22 protein-coding genes are annotated in these 18,196 nt (G+C 40.0%); 16 read left to right on the forward strand and 6 right to left on the reverse strand.

Annotated elements, in window-relative coordinates:
* The first annotated feature begins 12 nt into the window (after nt 1-12).
* Nucleotides 13-1,131 (forward strand): GNAT family N-acetyltransferase, encoded by a 1,119-nt coding sequence (locus G8782_RS09500; protein ID WP_172370691.1) that lies wholly within the window; start codon nt 13-15, stop codon nt 1,129-1,131.
* Between the two features lie 92 nt (nt 1,132-1,223).
* On the opposite strand, the gene G8782_RS09505 is transcribed toward G8782_RS09500, so the two are convergent.
* The gene (locus tag G8782_RS09505) at nt 1,224-1,379 is read right to left on the reverse strand and encodes a lmo0937 family membrane protein (RefSeq protein ID WP_172370692.1); all 156 of its coding nucleotides are present in this window, start codon (nt 1,377-1,379) and stop codon (nt 1,224-1,226) included.
* 119 nt (nt 1,380-1,498) lie between these two features.
* On the opposite strand from G8782_RS09505, the gene mntR reads away from it, so the two are divergent.
* Genes mntR through G8782_RS09520 form a run of 3 tightly spaced genes read left to right on the forward strand, consistent with a single transcriptional unit; the run spans nt 1,499 to nt 3,729 of the window.
* Nucleotides 1,499-1,906 carry a transcriptional regulator MntR gene (gene mntR / locus G8782_RS09510; protein ID WP_172370693.1) on the forward strand — a complete coding sequence of 136 codons (408 nt, stop codon included), beginning with the start codon at nt 1,499-1,501 and terminating at the stop codon, nt 1,904-1,906.
* 17 nt (nt 1,907-1,923) lie between these two features.
* A complete protein-coding gene (locus G8782_RS09515; RefSeq protein WP_172370694.1) occupies nt 1,924-2,784 on the forward strand; it encodes a CvfB family protein in 861 nt (286 codons plus the stop codon).
* A 57-nt stretch (nt 2,785-2,841) separates the two neighbouring features.
* The gene (locus G8782_RS09520; protein ID WP_172370695.1) at nt 2,842-3,729 is read left to right on the forward strand and encodes a DUF1002 domain-containing protein; all 888 of its coding nucleotides are present in this window, start codon (nt 2,842-2,844) and stop codon (nt 3,727-3,729) included.
* 44 nt (nt 3,730-3,773) lie between these two features.
* Here the strand turns inward: G8782_RS09520 and G8782_RS09525 are convergent, their stop codons facing one another.
* The gene (locus G8782_RS09525; RefSeq protein WP_172370696.1) at nt 3,774-4,001 is read right to left on the reverse strand and encodes a hypothetical protein; all 228 of its coding nucleotides are present in this window, start codon (nt 3,999-4,001) and stop codon (nt 3,774-3,776) included.
* Between the two features lie 147 nt (nt 4,002-4,148).
* On the opposite strand from G8782_RS09525, the gene G8782_RS09530 reads away from it, so the two are divergent.
* The 3 genes from G8782_RS09530 (at nt 4,149) to G8782_RS09540 (ending at nt 6,055) form a co-directional block, all read left to right on the forward strand.
* Nucleotides 4,149-5,120 (forward strand): ring-cleaving dioxygenase, encoded by a 972-nt coding sequence (locus G8782_RS09530; protein WP_172370697.1) that lies wholly within the window; start codon nt 4,149-4,151, stop codon nt 5,118-5,120.
* Nucleotides 5,117-5,419 carry a GNAT family N-acetyltransferase gene (locus G8782_RS09535; RefSeq protein WP_343035033.1) on the forward strand — a complete coding sequence of 101 codons (303 nt, stop codon included), beginning with the start codon at nt 5,117-5,119 and terminating at the stop codon, nt 5,417-5,419. Before G8782_RS09530 ends, G8782_RS09535 begins: the two co-directional genes overlap by 4 nt.
* 165 nt (nt 5,420-5,584) lie before the next feature.
* Complete coding sequence (locus tag G8782_RS09540) at nt 5,585-6,055, forward strand: DUF4064 domain-containing protein (protein WP_172370699.1); 471 nt, start codon at nt 5,585-5,587, stop codon at nt 6,053-6,055.
* A gap of 42 nt (nt 6,056-6,097) precedes the next feature.
* Here G8782_RS09540 and G8782_RS09545 read toward each other — a convergent pair whose 3' ends face one another.
* A complete protein-coding gene (locus G8782_RS09545; RefSeq protein WP_172370700.1) occupies nt 6,098-6,583 on the reverse strand; it encodes a GNAT family N-acetyltransferase in 486 nt (161 codons plus the stop codon).
* Between the two features lie 178 nt (nt 6,584-6,761).
* Here G8782_RS09545 and G8782_RS09550 point away from each other — a divergent pair, with 178 nt between their 5' ends.
* From G8782_RS09550 to G8782_RS09570, 5 genes are all read left to right on the forward strand, one after another.
* Nucleotides 6,762-7,106, forward strand: a complete 345-nt coding sequence (locus tag G8782_RS09550; RefSeq protein WP_172370701.1) for a hypothetical protein — start codon at nt 6,762-6,764, stop codon at nt 7,104-7,106.
* A gap of 101 nt (nt 7,107-7,207) precedes the next feature.
* The gene (locus tag G8782_RS09555) at nt 7,208-7,996 is read left to right on the forward strand and encodes a helix-turn-helix domain-containing protein (RefSeq protein ID WP_172370702.1); all 789 of its coding nucleotides are present in this window, start codon (nt 7,208-7,210) and stop codon (nt 7,994-7,996) included.
* A gap of 77 nt (nt 7,997-8,073) precedes the next feature.
* Nucleotides 8,074-8,928: a membrane protein insertase YidC gene (gene yidC, locus G8782_RS09560; RefSeq protein ID WP_172370703.1), complete on the forward strand. Its 855-nt coding sequence runs from the start codon at nt 8,074-8,076 to the stop codon at nt 8,926-8,928.
* A gap of 54 nt (nt 8,929-8,982) precedes the next feature.
* Nucleotides 8,983-9,231 carry a hypothetical protein gene (locus G8782_RS09565; protein WP_172370704.1) on the forward strand — a complete coding sequence of 83 codons (249 nt, stop codon included), beginning with the start codon at nt 8,983-8,985 and terminating at the stop codon, nt 9,229-9,231.
* Nucleotides 9,232-9,335: 104 nt separating this feature from the next.
* Nucleotides 9,336-10,238 carry a M15 family metallopeptidase gene (locus tag G8782_RS09570; protein ID WP_246231618.1) on the forward strand — a complete coding sequence of 301 codons (903 nt, stop codon included), beginning with the start codon at nt 9,336-9,338 and terminating at the stop codon, nt 10,236-10,238.
* Between the two features lie 43 nt (nt 10,239-10,281).
* Here the strand turns inward: G8782_RS09570 and cls are convergent, their stop codons facing one another.
* Nucleotides 10,282-11,733 carry a cardiolipin synthase gene (gene cls / locus G8782_RS09575; protein ID WP_172370705.1) on the reverse strand — a complete coding sequence of 484 codons (1,452 nt, stop codon included), beginning with the start codon at nt 11,731-11,733 and terminating at the stop codon, nt 10,282-10,284.
* A gap of 170 nt (nt 11,734-11,903) precedes the next feature.
* Here cls and G8782_RS09580 point away from each other — a divergent pair, with 170 nt between their 5' ends.
* The gene (locus tag G8782_RS09580; RefSeq protein WP_172370706.1) at nt 11,904-13,292 is read left to right on the forward strand and encodes a cation:dicarboxylate symporter family transporter; all 1,389 of its coding nucleotides are present in this window, start codon (nt 11,904-11,906) and stop codon (nt 13,290-13,292) included.
* A 15-nt stretch (nt 13,293-13,307) separates the two neighbouring features.
* Nucleotides 13,308-13,442 (forward strand): hypothetical protein, encoded by a 135-nt coding sequence (locus G8782_RS18605; protein ID WP_281357910.1) that lies wholly within the window; start codon nt 13,308-13,310, stop codon nt 13,440-13,442.
* Between the two features lie 30 nt (nt 13,443-13,472).
* Here G8782_RS18605 and G8782_RS09585 read toward each other — a convergent pair whose 3' ends face one another.
* Nucleotides 13,473-14,717, reverse strand: coding sequence for a helix-turn-helix transcriptional regulator (locus tag G8782_RS09585; protein ID WP_172370707.1), 1,245 nt, complete (start codon nt 14,715-14,717; stop codon nt 13,473-13,475).
* A 110-nt stretch (nt 14,718-14,827) separates the two neighbouring features.
* On the opposite strand from G8782_RS09585, the gene G8782_RS09590 reads away from it, so the two are divergent.
* Complete coding sequence (locus G8782_RS09590) at nt 14,828-16,129, forward strand: MFS transporter (RefSeq protein ID WP_172370708.1); 1,302 nt, start codon at nt 14,828-14,830, stop codon at nt 16,127-16,129.
* Nucleotides 16,130-16,269: 140 nt separating this feature from the next.
* Here G8782_RS09590 and G8782_RS09595 read toward each other — a convergent pair whose 3' ends face one another.
* On the reverse strand, nt 16,270-17,430 hold the full coding sequence (locus G8782_RS09595) for an MFS transporter (RefSeq protein WP_172370709.1): 1,161 nt from the start codon (nt 17,428-17,430) through the stop codon (nt 16,270-16,272).
* Nucleotides 17,431-18,045: 615 nt separating this feature from the next.
* Between G8782_RS09595 and G8782_RS09600 the strand changes: the two genes are divergently transcribed.
* Nucleotides 18,046-18,186 (forward strand): Lmo0850 family protein, encoded by a 141-nt coding sequence (locus G8782_RS09600; RefSeq protein WP_172370710.1) that lies wholly within the window; start codon nt 18,046-18,048, stop codon nt 18,184-18,186.
* Nucleotides 18,187-18,196 lie beyond the last annotated feature (10 nt).

Consider the following 18,196-nt stretch of genomic DNA (forward strand, 5'->3'; position numbering starts at 1 on the left):
GGACGGATGTTAATGCATTTAAAAGAATGGACGATGGAAGAGCAAGAACAACTGATTCACTTCATGACGACCAATACATGGCCTTACCACGGCCATTCTCATCCCGGTCGTGATATTATTGAAAAAGCGATTGAAGAAGGCGGATATGAATCGGATGAAGTAAAAACATTTTGGGTGGAAAATGAAGACAACGAAAAAGTAGGCATCGTGAAAATTTACGATTTACAAGACGAAATTCCACTCTTCGATTTACGAATTGCCGATCAGTCAAGGGGTTATGGCTACGGGCCACGAGCACTTCGTCTTGTCGCTAAATACGTTTTTAATTTGAAAGAGCGTAAAATACGACTCGAAGGACATACGAGACAGGATAATCTTGCTATGCGAAAAACATTCGAGCGTGCCGGTTTCGTTAAAGAGGCGCATCTGCGAAATGCTTGGTTTTCACCAAAAGAAAATTCGTATTATGATGCTGTTACTTATGGCATTACACGAGAAGATTTTGATAAAGGGACGACAACTCCTGTCGTTTGGGAAGACGGAGACAACACGGAGATAAATCCGTCTCTTTCATCTTCTCAAATACCCAACTTTCCGGATGCATTTGAATCCGAACGACTCATTATTCGTGCACCGAAAATTGAAGACGGACTCGATGTCTGGAATTCAATCCAACAATCGATGGATTCACTTCGTTTGTGGATGCCATGGGCAACGCCTGGACTCAAGTTGCATGAAACGGAAGAGAGCTTGAGGCAATCGATTGCTGACTTTATAACCCGTAAAGATTTGCGAATGCATCTTTATTTAAAAGAAACGGGAGAGTTTATCGGTTCATCTGGGCTTCATCGAATTGATTGGCGCATACCGAAGTTTGAAATCGGTTATTGGCTGGATACTAAATTTGAAGGTCAAGGGTATATGACAGAAGCGGTTGAAAGAATTACACAGTTTGCATTTGAGGAATTAGGTGCGCGTCGCATAGAAATTCGTTGCGATGAGGAAAACCATAAAAGCCGTTTGTTGGCAGAGCGTGTTAATTTTCAGTTAGAAGGTATTTTAAAGCAAGATTCTATAGGGATTGATGGAAATAGTTTACGAAACACATGCATCTATGCGAAAATTGAATAAGGCAAAGTGCGTTGGCGTATGATTGCTAAAGGCTAGATAAATAGGAAAGGGATGCTGAGCTTCCACGAATTGTGAAGTCAACATCCCTTTCGTCATGCAGCTCTTCTGCCGGTTATAAGTTGAAGGATGAAAATAATTCCTGCAACGACAAGGATAATATGAATTAGCCCTCCGCCGATTTTAAATATCAGTCCTAACAACCAAAATACAATCAGCGCAACTATGATAAACCAAAGAATTCGGCCCACAATCTTCACTCCTTTTCGATATTAGTATGAATTTACCCCCTCTATCTACATGCTAAACACGAAGAATAAAAAAGGAGTATGAGTATCAGTCGGGGAATACATACTGGAGGCGATCTATAGTGGCTACACCAGGTATGGAAGACTACCTAGAACAAATCTATTTACACATTGAAAGAAACGGAATTGCGCGAGCATCTGACATTGCGGAATCACTCGATGTACTTCCTTCATCAGTGACAAAAATGGTTCAACGATTAGACCGAGATGGTTATGTGCATTATGAACGATATAAAGGTCTTGAATTGACAGAAAAGGGTCTCGCATTCGGAAAAAAACTAGTGAAACGCCATGATATTCTGGAGGACTTTCTCCGAATTATCGGTGTAAAAGAAGAAAATATTTACGGTGATGTAGAAGGAATTGAACATCATTTGAGCTGGAATGCGATTGACCGCATCACCGCTTTAGTAGAGACATTAGAACAGGAAACTGACTTCGTGAAAAAATTAAATGATAAGAAACAGTAGAAAAAGGATGATAGTATATGGAACAATTACAGTCTGGAAAGACAGCAGAATTGGAAATAATCGGTCAAGAAGGTTCGAGATGGGTTCTTCGCGGCGATGAAAATGATATTATGTTAAACGTTTCCGATTCAGAAGAAGGCGTGCAAGTCGGGGATTTCGTGCATGTATTTTTATATGCCAATCGTCGCGGCGAATTAACGGCTACAATGAAAATGCCGAATATGACAGCAGATACATTCGGTTGGGCAACAGTAATCCGCATAGATGATCGCGAAGGCGTTTATGTTGATATTGGTTCTTCTTTTGAAGTTCTTGTTAACGGCGCTGATATGCCGAGAATTCGCTCATTGTGGCCGAAGCCGGGCGATGAATTATACATGACGTTGCGTACAGATTTAGGCGGAGAGATTTTCGGCAGGCTCGCAACAGAAGAACGAGTGATGGAACATTACACGAAAGCAGAACCAAATCTATTCAATACGAATTTGAAAGCGAGAGCATACCGTTTATTACCGGTAGGTTCCTTTATGTTGAGTATTCCTGAAAATTATCGGATTTTCGTTCATAACACGGAGCAGGAAAGGGAGCCGCGTCTTGGACAAGAAGTCGATGTTCGCGTAATCGAAGTCCATGATGATGGAACGATGAACGGTTCAATGCTTCCGCGTGTCGAAGAACGTTTGTCGGGAGATGCTGAAATAATTTTCGATTATTTACAAAAGGTCGGCGGGAAAATGCCCTTTACAGATAAGTCTACGCCGGATGAAATCCAAGAGATGTTCAGCATGAGTAAAGGTGCTTTTAAACGAGCGCTTGGCCGACTGATGAAGGAACGAAAAGTTGCGCAGGAAGATGGTTGGACCAAAATATCCGAGTAGGCAGGAACCTTTTTTTAGCCAAGACGTACTAATAGGTAGATAAAGGAGGTTGAATTTATGAAGAGGTTAATGATGTTCATTGCATCTCTTGCGCTTTTAGTTGCGTTTGTAGTACCCGAAACGACTTATGCAGATAAGGTTATTGATGAAAAATTAGGTGTGCCGATTGTCGTTTACGGCGCGGATCTATCTGCAACAGAAAAGATAAGCGTAGAGGAAAGTCTGGATGTTGCCAATGAAGCGGAAGTTGAAGAGGTAACGGTTGATGGCAGTGACTTAACGACTTATATAAAAGATGGCAATAAAAATGCCCGCATGTATTCATCAGCGAAAATTACGAGACGCGATGCTGGAAAAGGACTTGTTATTACGATTGTGACCCCTGATAACATCACGCAAGTAACAGCGGATATGTACGCCAATGCAATGTTAACTGCTGGAATTGAAGATGCAATTGTTGAAGTGGCGTCGCCGAAACCAGTAACAGGACACTCGGCACTCGTAGGAATTTATAAAGCGTATGAAGTAAGCGGAGAAAAATTAGATACGGACCGTACAGATGTCGCCAATGATGAACTGAACTTGGCAACGAAGTTCTCTGAAGGCTCCGGGATTGATAAAGATAAGGTTTCAGAACTTTTAACGGAACTTAAAAAACAAATTGCTGAGCAAAACCCTGCAACCAAAGAAGATGTCGAACGAATTGTGAATGAGCAATTATCGAAGCTGCAAATCGAGTTGAACGAAGCAGACCGTCAACTGCTGATCGATTTGATGGATAAGATTCGCAGTCTCGATATTGACTTTAGCAAATTATCATCTCAACTCGAGGATATGAGCAATAAAATCAAAGAGAAAATCGGTGAAATCGATCCTGGATTCTGGGATAAAGTAAAAGAGTTCTTTGCGAATCTCGTTGATTCAATTAAAACTTGGTTTGAATAAATAAATAAGGTTTCTACACAGGCCGTTTTACCAGGCTTGTTTTTTTATTTGAAAAAGTAAACAACAGGCAGCGAACCGACTAAAGCGGGCAGCGAAACGACTAAAGCAGGCGGCGAAACGACTAAAGCAGGCGGCGAAACGACTAAAGCAGGCGGCGAAACGACTAAAGCAGGCGGCGAAACGACTAAAGCGGGCAGCGAACCGACTAAAGCAGGCGGCGAAACAACTAAAGCAGGCAACAAAACGATTAAAGCAGATGCCGAAACGACCAAAGAGACTCTATAATTGTTTGTTTCAAGACGAAAAAGGTAATCATTAAGTACAGAACGTGACAAAAACAAATATATTGTGAAGCGAAGTATCAGATGGTAAACTTTAAGTATCTTGAATTCGAGGCATGTTGAGGAGGAAGTTCTTTTATGAATCTTGCAGGTATCCATCACGTGTCAGCCATAAGCGCTGACATTGAAAAAAATCACGACTTTTTTACACGTATATTGGGGATGAGGCTTGTTAAAAAGACTGTGAATCAGGACTCGACATCTTCTTATCATTTGTTTTATGCAGATGCAGAAGGCACGCCAGGTACAGATATGACTTATTTTGATATTCCGAATGCGGGTAGGACGTATCCTGGCGTTTCGAGTATTAGCAATACCGGCTTTCGGGTCATGTCCGATGAAGCATTGGACTTTTGGAAAAAGAGATTTGAGACATTTCAAATCGAACATGATGAAATCAGAGAAAGATTTGGACGTAAAACATTATCATTTATAGACCATGAAGGATCGCGGCTTATGCTCGTCGTTGATAATGGAGAAGGTGTTCCATATGGTATTCCTTGGGTGAAAGAAGATATTCCAGAACAATTTTCTATTGTTGGACTAGGGCCTGTGACGTTAACTGTACGAAAACCAGAATCGACCGCTCAAGTTCTTGTTGAAATTCTTAATTTCACAGAGATAGGATCTTATCCATCAATTGTAGAAGGAATGCCTGAAATACGCGTATTTTCAACGGGAGAAGGCGGTCCTGCATCGGAAGTCCACCTAGAAACAAGAACTGACCTGCCTGTGGAAAGACCCGGGCGCGGCAGCGTGCACCACGTCGCATTTCGCGTGAAAACAATGGAAGAATATAAGGAATGGGAAAACCATTTACGGAAAAACGGTTTTATGACGAGCGGCTTAGTCGATCGTTTTTATTTCAAATCTATTTACTTCAGAGAGCCCAATGGAATTCTCTACGAACTGGCAACCGATGAGCCAGGGTTTACAAGTGATGAACCCATTGATAAACTAGGAGAAACGCTGGCCTTACCACCATTTCTAGAGCCGCGCAGGGCGGAAATCGAAGCTTCCTTACGCCCGATCATTACGAACAAAGGATAGAAAGGGGTTTTAATCATATGGAATTTGAATTGGTAGAATTAGATGGGGACGCATATGCGTTTCGCAATACACAAAATGATAAGGTTATCGCTGAAATATCATGGACGATGTTGAGCGATGTCATGGTAATGGATCATACTTTTGTATCGCCAGATTTACGCGGCCAAGGCGTAGCGAAAAAACTACTTGACCGTGCCGCAGAATATGCACGAGAGAAAAATTTCAAGATGGAACCGATTTGTTCGTATGTTGTCACAGCTTTCGAGCGCTATGGCGATTACAATGATTTAAAAGTCTAAGTGAAAGCAATCCGCCATATAAATAGTAGCGGATTGCTTTTTTGTATTGTCACGTCTCTGTTGCTATGTTATAAGTAAATTATCTGTGCGGAAATAATAATAGATGAAACTATTTAATATTATGTACGTATAGAATAGGGAACTAGAATAATAGGGGGTTATGCAATGAAACGTACCGCGGAAAAAGTATTATCGATTATTGGTGCAGTGTTTACTTTGCTGGGTATCATTGGATTTTTCGTTTTTGCAGCAATTATGAAAGTGGCTTTATCAGATGGAACACTTAGAAGTCAGATGGAAGCTGAATTTTTAGCGGATCCAACGTTGAGTGCGGAGGATGTTGATTTATTTTTCAGCATGATCAAGTCGTTTGCTGACTTTAGTTGGCTTTTTGTAATCGTATTAGTTATTAGTTTAGTAGCCACGATTGTGGGAATCATTTTCATATGGAATAATAAAAATCCGAAATTAGCGGGTACAATGTTTATACTGGCAGGATTATTCGCATTTGTTTTATCGCCAACATCAATCCTTCTTTATATAGCCGGAATCTTATGCTTCACAAGAAAAGCGCCGCTTACTGATGAAACAACATTTGTTGAAAATCAATACGACGACACATTACGTCCACTATAATTTATAAAAATAAAACCGCATCCCGATAACAGGGAGCGGTTTTTATTGATTTTTGCATGAATATACATATTGAGCAGTTTCCACCGGATGTCCCTCAAAAGTTTCTTCAAAAACGTCTAATAATTTAAAGCCTTGCTTTTCATAAAATGCTCGTCCACTTTCATTTTTTCCGTCGACATAAACGAATACTTGCGATGCAGATTTAAGTGTAGAAAGTGCATTATGGAACAACTTCGTCCCGTAACCAATGTGTTGATGGGTCGGCAATATATACATGGCTGTAAGTTCAGCATCGCCGTCCTCGTCAACTTTTGTTATATTCGCAAAGCCAACAGGAACCCCGTCACTTTCGGCAATCAACATCTCCGTTTTCTCCATTCGCATCAAAAGCATCATATCCGAATAAGAATGTTCCAGAAAAATTGTTTGGAGCTCTTCGGGAATGATGCCGCGATACGTTTCACGCCATGTGACATGCGCAATTTGTTGCACATATTCAATATCTTTAGATGTCATCGGTCGAATCATGCCCTAGTCACCTCAGTATTTCTTTTAGTAATCATAACAAATAAATGCGCTAAAAACTACCTAAGAAATTTTGCAAGCATCAAGATGTTACTAAAAAAAGTTTCTAATTACTTCGGTTCGGGTATACTTATAATATAAACTTATTACAATTTTTGATAATTCAGGAGGAATGATTGTTATGGCGCGTAAAAAGAATACTTTTCTGCTTGCGACACTTGCTGCCGGTGCATATGCTTATTTTAGTAAAAAAGAAAATCGTGATAAAGCGCAGGTTGCATTCAATAACATGAAAACAAAAGTGGAATCGTTTATCGATACACAGAAGATGAACCGTGCAACAGAAACCAAAGTCGGTCATTCAGATCCATACGATACGCAAGATAATAAAATGGTAAGTGAAGGTGCTCAAACGAGCGTGCATTACTATAACCAAGAAGTTCAAGATAAGCATAATTCAGAAGTGGATTTAGACGGACTTTACAATGAAAACCATAAACCGCAACCAGAAAATAAACAACAATAACAAGCAAAATGGGCGCGCCCTACCTGGGGTGCGCCTTTTCAAAAGTATTGAACCAAACTAGCTTTCTAGTATAAATCAAATTTTGTTGAGAGGTGAGAATGATGAATGTAATGATGAGCGAAAACCCCGTTTCTGAAAGTAAATTCCTTGATGAAATTGAGCAAAGTAATTACTTTGAAATTGATGAGCAGTTTTTTGAAACGGAAGAGAATCTACTAAAGCAGTTATATCGTTTTGATAGGAAGGAAGCAAAAAAATCTGCGAAAAAGATGGTTGAGATTGTTAGCAAAACATCTAAAGATAATGAGCTAATAGGATTAAAATATTATTTTATTACGTTAGCTGGAATCATTGCGAGACATATTAGCAAGGAATATTCAGAGCCGAAAAAAGCATTATCGTTTAATGCGACATGCCTAATGCTAATTGAACAACGTTTGACAAAAGATAATGCAGAAAAGTTAGCGGAAGAATTAATCGAGTTCTTTATCTATATCGTCGCGGAAAAGCAATTTTCATTATTAATGCATCATACCGTAAACAAAGTGGTTCAATATATTGACAAAGAAGTTGAAGGGCCGATGTCAGTTGAAGGGCTATCCTCGATGTTTGATGTCAGTACTAGCCATTTATCGCGAATTTTTAGGGAACACACTGGAATTACACTAGTAGAATATATCAATTTGAAAAAAGTTGAAGAGTCACAATATTATTTGCGTTTTTCGGACATGAAAATTTCGGATGTATCAGATAGATTCAACTTTTGTAATCAAAGCTACTTCACACGTATATTCAAAAAGTATACAGGTGAAACACCACGAAGATTCCGCAACAACTTAGCCGGAAAATATTTCCACTGCACACTCCCACTAGAAGAAAAATACAATTAAACGTAGAAAGATTGTATTCCTACGTAGATTTGTTGTATACTTTTCAGTAGTTTGAATTAGTGAAGGTGAATCTATTGATGAAACGATTTGGATTGTTAACTATATTAATGACAGCAGCTGTATTTTTAAGCGGATGTGCTGGAGTCGAGAACAAAGAAGGTAAGTTTTACGAGCTTCTTGTCAAACCGATGGAGTGGTTACTTCATTTTTTTAGTGGTCAATTTGGTGGCAGTTACGGTTTAGCAATTGTAGTGATCACGATATTGATAAGGCTGATTCTTATGCCTCTTATGCTTAAAAATTATAAGTCGCAACAAGAAATGAAGATTAAGATGGATGCGCTTCGACCAGAAATGGAAGATATCCAAAAGAAATTAAAAGAAGCGAAAGAATCAGGAAATAAAGATGAACAAACAAAACTTCAACAAGAAATGATGGGTCTGTATTCAAAGCATGGGGTTAACCCGCTCAATATGGGTTGTCTACCGCTCATTCTTCAAATGCCGGTCATTATGGGTCTTTATTTTGCGATTTTATATTCGCCAGAAGTAAAAGAAACTAAATTTCTTTGGTTCAACTTAGGCAGTCCCGATATGATCATGATGCTAATTGCAGGTGCTGTTTATTTCGTCCAAGCACGCGTTTCGCTTTGGACAATGCCAGATCAGCAAAAGCAACAGATGAAAATGTTCATCTACTTATCACCAATCATGATTATGTTCATTTCTTTCAAAGCGATAGCTGCACTTCCGCTTTACTGGGCAATCGGCGGAATCCTTCTGATTTTCCAAACTTACCTCGGACGGAAGTTATACTATAAGGAACCAGAAGTTCTACCAGCTGGAACTCCGGATAAGAGTGAACAGAAGACTGAGCTGAAAAAGGATTCAAAATCAGCGAAAAAAGATGATGTAAAAACAGATGAAAAATAAAGAATGATCGAGGCCGAAGAGGAATCTTCGGCTTCTTTTTTGGGGGTTTTCCGAATGAATGTAAAATGGATATTTGGAATTGGAATTGGAATCGCAATAATCGCCTCATTTTATTTTGTTATTCAACTCAATTTGAATATGGCTGTTTTATCGATGGTAGGTTTGTTTGCGTTAACGAACGGGATGCGTGCAAAAACATTCCACGACCAAGGGCTAGCGCGCGAATCAAAATGGATGAAATGGGTATCCTACTTTTTTGTTCTCGCTTTTATCGTTCTGATAATCATTTATAGTGTAATATGACTCTGTGCTCGCGAAAAGTATCCTTTTTCGCTATCAATTAATTAGCGACTTGAATTAGAAATAATGATAAACTTAGGTGATATTGCGAAAAGGCAGGCTATGAAATGAAGAGGAAAAAAAGTTATCAGTATAGATCACAAAAGAAAAAAGGCAAAGCGCTACCAATAACCCTTACTAGTCTTGGGGTTATAGTTGCAGGGATAATCATATGGATTGGCATGAATGATTGGAATTTAGAAAAGAGTTACGAGAAAGTTGAAGACGCAATTACACTAGTTATCTATAAAGATGATAATAAAGTCGAGGATGAAACAACCGAGCCGACTAATCCAGATGAAAATTCGGATTCTGAAATTATAGATGAAAATGATAAAGGTGAAGAACCTAAGGATGAAGTTCCTGAAGGGGAAACTCCAGAAGAAGAAATGCCTGAAAAAACTCCCGATAAAGATAATCGTAAATACATTGAAGGCCAAGAGTTGCCGAAAGAACCGACCTATATAAAAGGCATACTTATCGCAAATAAACAATATCCTCTCCCGAGGACGTATGCACCCGGCGAAAGTAAAGAGGCGAGAGCGGCATTCAACGAAATGGCGGCAGCAGCTAAATTAGACGGCTTTGAACTTATCGCATTCAGCACATATCGCTCCTATGACTACCAGACAGGATTATACGAACGTTATGTAGAACGGGATGGAAGTGCAGCCGCCGATCGTTACAGCGCACGCCCGGGTTACTCGGAACACCAAACGGGTCTCGCTTTCGACATCGGCGAAGTGGATAATGAGCAATACTATGCATCCGCCAAGTTCGGCGAAACGGATGCCGGTAAATGGGTAGCCGAAAATGCACACCTTTACGGCTTTATCATGCGTTATCCTGAAGGCAAAGAAAAAATCACCGGTTATATGCACGAATCCTGGCATTTCCGCTACGTCGGAATCGAAATCGCAGAAGAAATCTATAAGCAAAATATATCTCTTGAAGAATATTTAGGGATTTAATCAAATAGAAAGGACGCCCCTTCTTCATTGGGCGTCCTTTTAATTATAAAATCGGAGAAATTAAATTCGCGATCGACTCTTTTAATTTAATCATTGTTGACCGTTTATTGTACAGATCTAGCGTAAGTTCAGTTGACAGCAACATATCTTGTTCAAATAGTTCCGCAAGTTCATGTGATTTATCACGATCATAGATAAAGGCATTCACTTCAAAATTCAACTTGAAGCTTCGAACATCAATATTTGCTGTTCCGACAGTTGACACTTCATCATCAATTACAATTTGTTTCGAATGCAGAAACCCGTTATCGTAAATGTAAATTTTGGCCCCGGCTTTCAATAAATACCCTACATTGGCATACGTTGCCCAGTAAACAAACATATGGTCAGGTTTATTTGGAATCATAATTCGTACATCGACCCCTGACAAACAGGCGATTCGAAGAGCATCTACGAAGCTGACATCCGGTATGAAATAAGGCGTTTGAATATAAATATACTTTTCTGCCCGGAATATCATTTTTAAGTACCCGTCTTTAATTTGTTCCCACTCAGAGTCTGGCCCACTGGAAACGATTTGCATGCTGACAGATCCTTTTTGAGGAATAGCCGGGAAAAAGGCATCATTGTATTCTATATCCTGATTTGCTGATGCTTGATTCCAATCCAAGATGAACCTTGTTTGAATGGGATGAACTGCACTTCCCTCAATTCGCAAATGCGTATCCCTCCAATAACCAAACCTCTTTTTAAGCCCTAGATATTCATCCCCTACATTAAAACCGCCAATATAGCCGATACGCCCGTCGATAACGACAATCTTCCGGTGATTCCGGTAATTTAGACGAGGGTTAATGAGTGGTAGAATCGAAGGGAAAAAAGCCTCAACTTGTCCGCCGTGGCGTATCAATTCTCTGAAATGTCGTTTATGAACACCGCGTGACCCCATGTCGTCATAGAGTAATCGCACTTGAACCCCTTGTTTCGCTTTTTGAATGAGCACATCCAACAGTCGCTTTCCCAAATTATCAAGTCTGACAATATAATATTGGAAATGAATATGATCTTTCGCATTTTCAAGGTCTTCAATGAGCGCTGTAAATTTTGCTGCCCCGTCATTAAAAACTTCAACGTCATTGTCTTGTGTTAACACGGCGTGATTGTTTCGAAGATGAAGATTTATCATATCTTTATGCTTTTCGGTTTCTTTAATTCGAAAATCAAGCGTATTATCCTCAATTGCTTCAATTTGATAATTGATAAGTTGGTCGATGCCGATTTTACTTCGGCCTTCCCATCGGAAAAGGTGTTTTTCTCGAAAACGTCGTCCCAACATGAGGTAAATGAAGAAACCAAAAAACGGAATAAAAAACAAGACCATCAGCCAAGCCCATGTTGATGTGGCGTCACGACGTTCAAGAAATATAAGAGCGATAGCAAGAAAAATGTTTAATACTAAAATTGCGGTGACTGTAAAACTTATGAAGTTCGACATAAGTGCCTCCTCAACATATTATTACTCACTATAGTATAACTGATGGGGTAAGGAATGTGACAGAATTAGGAAGACGCACATATATTATATTTATATCAATTCCTACTTGACTGATATGAATTACTGGTATAAAGTGTGATTGATAGTATTATAATTTAGGAGGAAAAAATGTGTCTTCACTATTACTGATAATAAATATAGTAGGTCTTCTACTATTAGTGGGTTTACTCTATATAATGCAACGTAAACATGTTTCATTCTCAAAACGAGTTTTTACTGGTCTTGGGCTGGGAATTGCCTACGGTCTGATTTTACATTTTGCATACGGAACAGATTCCGCCGTTCTACAAGAATCAATGCCTTGGTTTAATATAATCGGTGTCGGTTATGTGAAACTTCTTCAAATGATTGTTATGCCTCTAGTGTTTATTTCAATACTTGCGGCTTTTACGAAAGTGACAATCGGGAAAGATTTCGGGAAAATGGCAGGAAGAATTTTAGGAATGCTTATTGGAACGACAGCGATTGCCGCAATTATCGGGATTTCAGCAACACTTATATTTGGACTTGACGCATCTGAAATTGTCCAAGGCGAAGCAGAACTCTCGCGCGGGGTGTCAATCGAGGAACGAGCAGGTGAAGTCGCAGATCGCGCGCTTCCTGATCAAATATTAGATCTTTTACCAGCTAATCCTTTTCTTGATTTCACGGGAGCACGTCCGACGTCAACAATTGGCGTAGTTATTTTCGCTGCTTTTCTAGGATTTGCTTATTTAGCAGTTTCACGCAGAGAACCTGAAAATGCTGCCACTGTGAAAAAAGGAATCGACGCAATCTATTCGCTAATAATGGGGATTGTACGAATTGTATTACGTTTGACGCCTTATGGAATTTTAGCGATTATCGCACGTACTGTGGCAACATCTGATTTCGGCGCAATTTACAGTTTGGGGAAATTCGTAATGGCTTCTTACGTAGCGTTAGGTGTTATGTTCGGAATCCACTTGATTATTATCATGCTTTCGGGATTAAACCCAATTACTTACGTGAAAAAAGCCGGTGATGCGTTACTATTTGCATTCACGTCCCGTTCAAGCGCGGGAACCTTACCGCTCAACATCAATACGCAAACGAACCGTTTAGGTGTTCCTGATGGCGTTGCAAACTTTGCGGGTGCATTCGGATTATCAATCGGCCAAAACGGCTGTGCGGGAATTTATCCGGCTATGCTTGCAGTAATGATAGCACCTTCAGTTGGCCAACCAATCGACGCACAATTTCTTATAACATTAGTTATTATCGTCGCGATCAGTTCATTCGGCGTAGCTGGTGTAGGCGGGGGAGCAACTTTCGCAGCAATTCTAGTATTATCCGCACTCAACTTGCCAGTCGCGCTCGCAGGACTACTCATCTCAGTCGAACCGCTAATTGACATGGGACGTACAGCAGTTAACGTCAGCGGTTCAATGACAGCCGGCGTCACAACAGCACGCATGTCTGGAGAACTAGATACGGATATTTATAATGGGAATGTAGAAGGGCAAACGGTCGAAGCTTAAGCAAAGCGACTAAAAATGCACGAAACGACCAAAGCTGCCGTGAAAACGACTAAAGTAGCCGTCGAAACGACTAAACCTGCTATCAAAACGACTAAAGCGGCAGCTCAAACGACCAAACCCGCTTCTCAAACGACTAACGCAACAAAATAACATTCATAAATAAAAAATCCGCAGCCGACATCAGTGTCGACTGCGGATTTTTTCATAGGTTTCATTGATAAAATCTTTATATGGCGAATGCGGCATCGGCGCAATATTGTTAAAAGCTAATTTGGCGTGCTCTAAAGCTTTTTCTTGATTGCCAAGCGCTAGATGACATAAAGCTATATAGACATCTGCTTCAAAAAGTAATGATAGATCTAGCGGATGATGAACATATCCGGGGATTTCTACCGCGACTAGCGAAGATAAAGCATCCTCAATACGACCTAATCCGTAAAACGTTTTTCCTTTTTCTAAATTCATATAGGGACTATAACTATTATCTTTTCCATGCGTTTCAATATAGGGGTTGAGTAATTGTAATGCTTCCTCATACGATTTTTTATACGAATTTAAATAATGTATCTCCAAAAAGATCGGGAAATAGAATGCTTCTTCATCATCAGTGAAATCTCCATACAACTTAAGTTTTTCCGAATAATAATTCGTCAGTTTTTCATCGAGCGTCATCATCGCATGAACAGCGGAAAGGCGATACAGGCTGTCAATATTGTAAAATACGCGTTGTTCTTTTGAAAAATCGATAGCGGTTTCCAAAAGACGTCTAGCGGATTGAGCATCTCCAACAGCATAATGCAAAATGGCTTCATGATAGTCAAGATCGATTCTAGTCATAGGATCGATAAAAGCAGCTTTCTCTTCAATCAGCCGTCTTTCCTGCAACATTATTTTAAGAGAACCTTCATAATCGCGTTTGGTGAATTTCACCATCGCACGAAATATACCAATGTCTGCGCGTCTGGGAATTATATTCATTTCTTCATATATGCTAGCAGCTTTGTCAGAAGGTTCCTGCCATCCCCCTCTATTTAACCTGCTTAGCGTACGGCTGTACATTTCTAGCAAGCGCGCAGCTTCATAATCATGAGCCAATTTCGGAATATAAGGTTCAACTAACGCAATAAGCTGGTCGTATTCATCCGTTACCTCGTCAACTTTAGTATGAAATAGCTTTTCCGCTTTTTCTAATACTTCTCTTAGTTCCTGACTACTCACTTCTTCCAACAACTCAGAAACTTCCACGCCAAGGCGCCTCGCTATGTAAGTAAGGCTTTCCATTGAGGGATTCGCCTTATTGTTTTCAATCAAACTGAGCATGCCTTTCGTCAACTCATCACCAGCTAATGCTTCCAATGTGAATTTCTGCTCTTTTCGCAGTTTGCGAATTCTTTCACCTAATGTATTTATGAGTAGCACCTCCATGTAGTACAACATAGTTTAATTATATTAAACTTTTCCTTGAAAAGATAGTGTGGGCATGTTATTATTTGTTTAATCTGATTAAGCAACATTTTCGGAATGGAGGGAATTTTATGGATGAGGCTTTAAAATTAAAACGCGCGACGCATAACTTATGGACCTTTACAACGAGCAGGATTATTTCTTCCTTCGGAGCGCAAGTATACACATTTGCGATTAGTTTTTACATTTTACAACTGACTGGATCCGCAACAAGTTTCGCGACAAATCTGATTTGCAATATTTTACCGCGGACGCTTATGGCTCCATTTGCAGGTTATGTAGCGGATAAGTATTCAAGAAAGACAATCGTCATTGCAGCCCAGATTGCAACGACCCTTGCCATTGGCGGATTATTAACGGTGAGCCTTATATCTGGTTTATCGCTCATAGCCATTTACACAACAACTGTTGTTTTATCAATCACATCAACTTTTTCAGGTGTTACATTTACCTCATCCATTACTGGACTCATCGATGAAGCGCGTATTCAAAAAGCGATGTCCATGAACCAGATGTCGATTTCATTTGCGGCAATTGGCGGCCCGGCAGTTGGCGGGCTTTTGTACGGGACCGTTTCAATGCCTGTTTTCCTCATTATGTATATGGCGGCATCGATAATAGCTGTTATTCTCGAATCAACAATGAATTTCAAGCTGTTTGCAAAACGAAAAGAACTCGTCGAAGGGAAACCGAAAGAAACAATGTTCCAAAATATGAAGGCGGGCCTGTCATATTTAAAGTTACAACCCGTGCTGCTATCGATTATTTGGATATCATTATTTATCAACTTGCTGTTCGGTGCATTCATGGTGGGGTATGCATTCATTCTCATCGAAAAGATGAAGATGTTGTCTCAGCACTTTGGTTTGACTGAAGGTGCGTTCGCGGTCGGGATGTTGCTCATGTCGATCTATTTATCGACGAGAAAAGACGTGAAGTATCCGCTCCTTGTTGGAAAACGAGGAATTATCGTAATGGGATTAATTATGGCGGGCATTGGGTTGCCTTTAATTTATACCATGCCTTACAACTTTATGTTTGCTTATTATGCAACGCTTATGTTCAGTTTCGGGGTGACTCAAATTGTCGTGAATACGCCGCTAATGGTCATGATGCAAAAGAGGATCGACGACGATTACAAAGGTCGTGTATTTTCGATACTCGAAACGATGGCGATGGCGCTAATGCCGCTTGGAATGGTCGTTTATGGATTTTTATATGATATTTGGCCAGCCCAGTGGATTTTGATCGGTTCGAGTGTAATGCTTATCGGGCTCGTACTCATACTCGCAAGGCCATCTGTCATTCGAAAAGCGCATCCAGAACTCGACAAATCAAAAACAGTCACTACGACAGTGATCCAAGAACAATAGAATGAGGTGTAGTAGATGGAAACCATTCCGCATCAGTACCAGAAAATCAGCTGCCGGACTATGTCAGGAAGAATCTAAAAAAGCTTATATAAAAAAGGCGAAGTTCATTTCCGATTAACGGAGAACTTCGCCTTTTTGAATTAAGCACTGCGCAATGATTTTTTCGAATTTCTATACAAGAAGATTAACGCAATCGAGATGATGGCTAGTGCTGCGGAAATATAATAGATATCGCCGTTCATCATTGTGAAGAGCCATGTAAATAAAAGCGGCCCAATAATGCGTCCCATATTATCCATCGAGTACGTCATCCCGGCAGCGGTTCCGTACTTTCCACCCGATTCTTTCGATGTCAATGAAACAAGGGCGGTCCGCGCCAATGCATTTCCAGCTATGAAAACGCTTAGTGAAAATCCTGCCAAAAAAAGATTCGATGAAAATGGGATGAGAATAAGTCCAATTGCAGTTACGATTTGAGCACCTAAAATCCACTGAGTCTCCGTACCGTTTTTGATTCTCCGAACGACGCCGCCTTGAATTGCAGCGTCAACAAAACCGCTCACCATAAATAAATATCCGATTTGTATAGGCGTGATTTCAATTTTTGAAATCTGGAAAAGTTGAAATGTTGATTCGAGTCCCGCAAGGATCAATGTCACCATAAACGACAGCAAGAACAAGTTTCGAATCCGATACTGCCAAAACATCATTCCGCCTTTTGGCAACAGCTGGCGCTTATTCGCTTCGCCAACACGTTCTGGCTCTTTCAAAATAATTCCCGCATAAACAAGAATGAGCAAGGTCAAAATACCAGATGCAATGAACGGCACCTGAAGATTGATATCCCCAAGCACGCCGCCGATTGCAGGACCGAAAATAAATCCTAATCCAATAGACATACCAAGGAAACCCATATATTTATTGCGGTTCTCTTCAGTAGTCATATCCCCGACGAAACCAGTTACGGCAGTATACAAAGCCCCGGAGAAGACACCGCCAACCACGCGTGAAGCATATAGAAAAAAAATGTTTTCAATGAAAAATGCGAATAAAAAGAAGCTAAGACTAAAACCTAGCAAGCCAATTAAAATCAGCTTTTTCCGTCCCGTACGATCTGACAACGCACCCCATAGCGGCGCCGTAAAAAATGAAGCGAGCGCATAAATCGTAAGGAGTCCGCCGACATGTATCTCAGACAAGTTTTGTTGAATAATAACTTCAGGTAATATCGGAATAATAATGCCGAACCCCAGATAAACAAAAAACTGCACGGACATTAATAAGAGTATGGATTTTTTCACAATGCCAACCGCCTTCTATTAAATCAATACCGCAATTATACCTTTCGTAAATTGGGTATACAAAGAAAAGGGTTCATTATCTGGAAGCAATAAGAAAGGAATTTACTTCCCGCTCAACAACCAGATTCAAAGTGCACATAAAAGTATATTATTAATATTTTTGGGTGGGCCCAGGTAGTGACAATATTAATTACTCTATAAATATAATGGAATCTGCAGTTGATTGGAGTGTAGGGTGGCGACTCCCGCGGAATCAGCGAGACAGCCGGGACCCCGCAGGGAGCGAAGCGGACGAGGAGGCTCGGCGCTCGCCCGCAGGAAAGCGTCCGCCCGGAACGGAAATCAACGATATAAAAGGAAATCTAAGTAATTAAATAATGAATCGTTCACTTTCCTGATATAACTTTATTTTAATTCTAGAAATCCAAATCAGAAGTATAAGAACATAACCGAACGTACAAACTGATTTTGTAACACAATTGATAAACTTAGGGCGGTGCTGAGGTGGTATACTAAAACTAATGCCGAAATAAATAACATAATTCTTATAAAAATTGCAACTTTTATTGCTTACGAACGTCTTATAAATATACATGAAAGGTCGAGGTGGAGAATATGGCTAACGAAATGGATTTAAAAAGAATTATCGCCAATTTGGCAAAATTAGGTGTTTCGGCTACAATAACAAAATCCCGATTAGAAATGCTGAAAGTCCTCGCACCGTCAGTACAAAACACACAAATTCAATCAAACTAATAGAAAAAAG

Source organism: Sporosarcina jiandibaonis, assembly GCF_013184495.1.
GTDB lineage: Bacteria > Bacillota > Bacilli > Bacillales_A > Planococcaceae > Sporosarcina > Sporosarcina jiandibaonis.